The 3,976-nt window shown below is 59.1% G+C and carries 6 protein-coding genes; 3 read left to right on the top strand and 3 right to left on the bottom strand.

Going from position 1 to position 3,976, the window contains the following annotated elements; all coding sequences use genetic code 11:
* Positions 1 to 16 precede the first annotated feature (16 nt).
* The 3 genes from AYR66_RS10200 to AYR66_RS10190 are packed head-to-tail and all read right to left on the bottom strand — an operon-like array spanning position 17 to position 1,903.
* The gene (locus tag AYR66_RS10200; RefSeq protein ID WP_088707401.1) at positions 17 to 751 is read right to left on the bottom strand and encodes a hypothetical protein; all 735 of its coding nucleotides are present in this window, start codon (positions 749 to 751) and stop codon (positions 17 to 19) included.
* Between the two features lie 7 nt (positions 752 to 758).
* Positions 759 to 1,580, bottom strand: coding sequence for an FTR1 family iron permease (locus AYR66_RS10195; protein WP_088707400.1), 822 nt, complete (start codon positions 1,578 to 1,580; stop codon positions 759 to 761).
* Between the two features lie 5 nt (positions 1,581 to 1,585).
* Positions 1,586 to 1,903: a cupredoxin domain-containing protein gene (locus AYR66_RS10190; RefSeq protein WP_088707399.1), complete on the bottom strand. Its 318-nt coding sequence runs from the start codon at positions 1,901 to 1,903 to the stop codon at positions 1,586 to 1,588.
* A gap of 285 nt (positions 1,904 to 2,188) precedes the next feature.
* Between AYR66_RS10190 and AYR66_RS10185 the strand changes: the two genes are divergently transcribed.
* From AYR66_RS10185 to AYR66_RS10175, 3 genes are all read left to right on the top strand, one after another.
* Complete coding sequence (locus tag AYR66_RS10185) at positions 2,189 to 2,506, top strand: hypothetical protein (RefSeq protein WP_088707398.1); 318 nt, start codon at positions 2,189 to 2,191, stop codon at positions 2,504 to 2,506.
* Positions 2,507 to 2,791: 285 nt separating this feature from the next.
* Positions 2,792 to 3,196 carry a nucleoside diphosphate kinase regulator gene (rnk, locus tag AYR66_RS10180; RefSeq protein WP_088707397.1) on the top strand — a complete coding sequence of 135 codons (405 nt, stop codon included), beginning with the start codon at positions 2,792 to 2,794 and terminating at the stop codon, positions 3,194 to 3,196.
* Positions 3,197 to 3,416: 220 nt separating this feature from the next.
* Positions 3,417 to 3,976: proton-conducting transporter transmembrane domain-containing protein (locus tag AYR66_RS10175; protein WP_272938331.1), on the top strand; the 560-nt coding region annotated here is incomplete at its 3' end.

The following is a 3,976-nucleotide window of genomic DNA, read 5'->3' as shown; positions in this document are numbered from 1 at the left end:
GGCGGGGGCGACATGATCAGAACTCGTATTCGGTCTGCAGCCGGAATGTATGATTCGGCGCCGCGTTCGACATGCCGAGCAGCCAGGCAGCGTTATATTTCAGCGCCTGATGATTCCCCAGAGCGATCTTGCCGAATACAGCCGGCCCTGCCGTATGAATCCGCTCGCCCGCCGGCGCCCAGTGGTCCCACTTGCCGAGTTCGCCGAACCCCTGCACGCCGTATTCGAAATGCGGCAGCCAGCGGTACTTCGCCTGCCATTGATACTGGAACTCGGTCTTGCCCGGTTCTTCCGCCCGGAAGCTACGCTCAAACAGCATGTTTGCGTTCAGCTGGATCTTGCCGAACTCGGTCTGGAACAGCGGGCCCCATTTGACCTCCCAGCCTTCTGCATGATCTTGAGGACGTTCGATCTCCAGCAGGAAGCCCACATCCACTGGATACTTCCCGGTCTCGGTGAGCTGAAACTTGTTCTCCCATTCGATGGCGTCGAACTTGGTCGCTTCGCCTTTTTCGCGCTTGTACTTGACATAGAGCTCGGTGAACCACGACTGCGTTGCGCCGTAGCCGAAGCCGATGCTGGCAGCGGACTCGCGCAGCTCACCCCGCGGACGGGCCGTGCCCATTTTGAAGTCGATTTCCTTCTCGCCGTATTCAACGGTCGGCGTGTAGATATAGTCGGCCGGCCCGGCGGCAGCCAGAGTGGGGACGAGCAGCGCCCCCGCCAGAGTCAGCGGTATGAGTTTTCTCATGGTGTTTTCAGGGTGTTGAAGTAGAGGGTATTGGACGGGATAGGCGCATGCCGGTCAGGATGAGCAGCATCGCGGTCACATAGAACACCATTTGTATGCCGGACGGCATGGCATCGTACCCGACCAGGGTATGGAGGAATCGACCGGGCAAGGAATTGTTGTCGATCAGCCAGGACGAGTTCCACAATGGATTGGCAAGACTGGGAAGGACATCCGCCTGCACCAGGAAGCGCGCGACTTGGCTGAACATCGCAGAAGCCATCAGGAGGATAAGACCGCTGGTCGAAGCAAAGAAGAGCCTCGCCGGGATATTCACGAATCCCGCATAAAGACCGTAGCCGGCCAGCGATCCTGCCACCAACCCGAGTCCCCCGCCGACAATCACATCGATCCGGGAATCCTGGCCACCAGCCAGGATTCCGTACAGGAACAGGGCCGTTTCCGAACCTTCGCGCAAGATGGCAAGCATGATGACCAAAGCCAGCGCGGGCATCTCGCGGCTGCCGGACGCCACGTCACTGCCCAGCTGCCGGGCGTTTCGGGCGAGCTGCATGCCGTGACGCGCCATCCATATGTTGTGCCATGCCAGCATCACTCCGGCCACACTCAGGATGAGCGCATTGAACAACTCCTGGCCCATGCCTTCCGCCATCTCGGCAATGCGTCCCGTCAGCACTGCAACGATGACGGAGCCAATGCTGCCGGCGACAATGCCGGACGTGATCCAGGCATTCCGGCGCGGCAGGGTACGTGTCGCGGCGGCGATGATCCCTATGATGAGGGCGGCTTCAAGGACCTCGCGAAACACGATAATAGCGGAACCAAGCATGATTGTTATTCGGCGATGACGACGCCACGCGCCGTTTTTTCATTGAACTCGCCGAAGAATGGATAGCGGCCAGCTTTGAGCGGTCCGATGTAAATCGTCGCTTTCGCCCCGCCCGGGATCACCTTTTCCCGATTCAGTTCGTGGCTCTCGAATTCTTCCGGCGTCGCGTCCTGGTTATGGATCTGCAGCTTTATTTTCTGGCCGGCGGGAACGCGGACTTCCGCCGGAGAAAACCGATGGTCACGTATGACCAGTTGTATCTCGTTGTCGGCTGCATGGGCCTGCAGCGCGATGAATAGCAATGGCACAAGTAGTTTGAACATGGCATTCCTCCGATGAATGCAAATGATAATCGATCTCATTACCGCAAACAAGCTTAGCGTGGGAGTATTGTTGATCTAATGCAAGAATGGATGCCCCGCCACTCGCAGGTAGCCGCCAACCCGGAGATATTGCTTTTCTGAAAACAATATGCATCGGCACTTTCTGGCAGCAACTGAATCAATGTAGAATGACGCACGGAGTTTGGTCGGCTTGGTCAATCAGCGACGGATTTCCCGGTCGCTCTGCCGGTCACAACTTCCTGACGTATCTCGCAACAGCTCTTCATGAAGAAACTGCTCATCCTTTTCCTGCTTTTCATCTTTTCCGTGCAAGGAACTGTTGCGGCCATGGGCCACGACCTTGTCTTGTCGGTGCAAGATCAGGAAATCGCTTGCTCCATCGGCTACAGCCCGGACAGCGTATTGGATGATGCAGACGGCCAGCAGGTATCTTCCGACATCGAGGAATTGTCTGACTACGTGGCCTTCTACTTCCCGATATCGAAGCCCCCGGGCCGTGTTGCTTCGGCCACGATTCCTGCGGTTACGCATTTCTCCACTGTTCTTCCTCCTCTGAAGCGCCCACCTCGGCCGCTCGCCTGATCTCTCGGATCTGTTACTTGTTGCGCGCGTCGGGAAATTGATTCCCGCTGCGCTTCCCCGCACGTCCACGTTCACGCCTGCATCCCGGTCACACGGCATTTGCGCGCGCTGTGTTTGACGCCGGGATTCGTGCGGGGATTGATTGCCTCGTTGTTCCTAACGGATTCGCCCCACCGCAACTTGCTGCGCTCCTTCGCAGCAAGTTGCGGTTCATTGAGCTCGTCCTCGGCAGCATGAGGAACGGCACACCCGCCACGAAATTTCTACCGCTTTGAAAGGTACGCCATGAAACCGAACATTATTGTCACTACCGAGGACATCGACCGTCTGGAAGCACTGATCGGCTCCATGCCACCTTTGCAGGGAGCGGCCGCCGGCCTGCTTGAAGAATTGCAGCGCGCCGACGTGGTGGAGCCCGGTGAAATACCGCCGGATGTGGTGACCATGAATTCCGTCGTGCGCTTCACCATCACCCCCGGCAAGGAAGAGTTCTGCCGCAGGCTGGTATATCCGCGCCAAGCCGTGGACTCCTCCACGGTCTCCGTACTCTCGCCGGTGGGAAGCGCACTGCTCGGATTGGCGGCAGGCAGCTGCATCGAATGGCCCGGGCCGACCGGTGAGCAACTGTTCATCCAGATCGTCGATGTCGTCCATCAACCCGAGTCGGCGGCCGCAGGCGACGGGCATTGATGTCGCATGACTGATGCCGAAGTGCCTCGATTGACTACAATGAAAATGACAGCGCATGAGCGCCCCATCACTGTGCGAAGGCGCCCCGGCGGCATTTGCCCGTCCAGTGAATCATTCCAGGGAGCACCATGAAACCCCATGACGATTCCGCTCTGACCATGCGCTTCCGACTGGTGCCGCATTCAGCAGGATTCCCTGTCATGCAGACGGGAATCCGCTGATGGCTGCATTGTTGCTGGCACTCATCCTGTTTCCTTTCGCAGGGAGCGTACTCGCGGCCTTCCTGCCCGCCGATACACGCAACCGACAGGCAGTCCTGGCCGGACTGGTTTCCGTGTCCGGCCTGCTGGTGGCAGGCTATTGCTATCCGGAGGTCGGCAACGGCGCGGTGGTGCGCTACCACGTCGAATGGCTTCCCGCGCTGGGCCTGGACTTCTCGTTGCGCATGGACGGCCTGGTGTGGCTGTTCGTCGTGCTTGTGCTGTTCATCGGCTTGCTGGTGACGCTGTATGCGCGTTACTACATGTCGCCGGATGACCCGGTGCCGCGCTTCTTCGCCTTTCTCCTCGCCTTCATGGGGTCGATGCTGGGCGTGGTCCTCTCCGGCAACCTGGTGCAGCTGGTGATTTTCTGGGAACTGACCAGCCTGACGTCGTTCCTGCTGATCGGCTACTGGCATCACCGGGCGGACGCGAGGCGGGGCGCACGCATGGCCTTCATGGTGACTGCCGCCGGTGGACTGTGCCTGTTGAGCGGCGTGATCCTGCTGGGTCACGTCGC

Origin of the sequence: Noviherbaspirillum denitrificans (assembly GCF_002211445.1) — a bacterium.
GTDB lineage: Bacteria > Pseudomonadota > Gammaproteobacteria > Burkholderiales > Burkholderiaceae_D > Noviherbaspirillum > Noviherbaspirillum denitrificans.
This window is presented reverse-complemented; position numbering and strand designations above follow the sequence as displayed.

Bases quoted from the DNA above. Each gene is read 5' to 3' on its own strand.
- AYR66_RS10200 (WP_088707401.1), bottom strand. From the start codon at position 751: ATGAGAAAACTCATACCGCTGACTCTGGCGGGGGCGCTGCTCGTCCCC.
- AYR66_RS10195 (WP_088707400.1), bottom strand. From the start codon at position 1,580: ATGCTTGGTTCCGCTATTATCGTGTTTCGCGAGGTCCTTGAAGCCGCC.
- AYR66_RS10190 (WP_088707399.1), bottom strand. From the start codon at position 1,903: ATGTTCAAACTACTTGTGCCATTGCTATTCATCGCGCTGCAGGCCCAT.
- AYR66_RS10185 (WP_088707398.1), top strand. From the start codon at position 2,189: ATGAAGAAACTGCTCATCCTTTTCCTGCTTTTCATCTTTTCCGTGCAA.
- rnk (WP_088707397.1), top strand. From the start codon at position 2,792: ATGAAACCGAACATTATTGTCACTACCGAGGACATCGACCGTCTGGAA.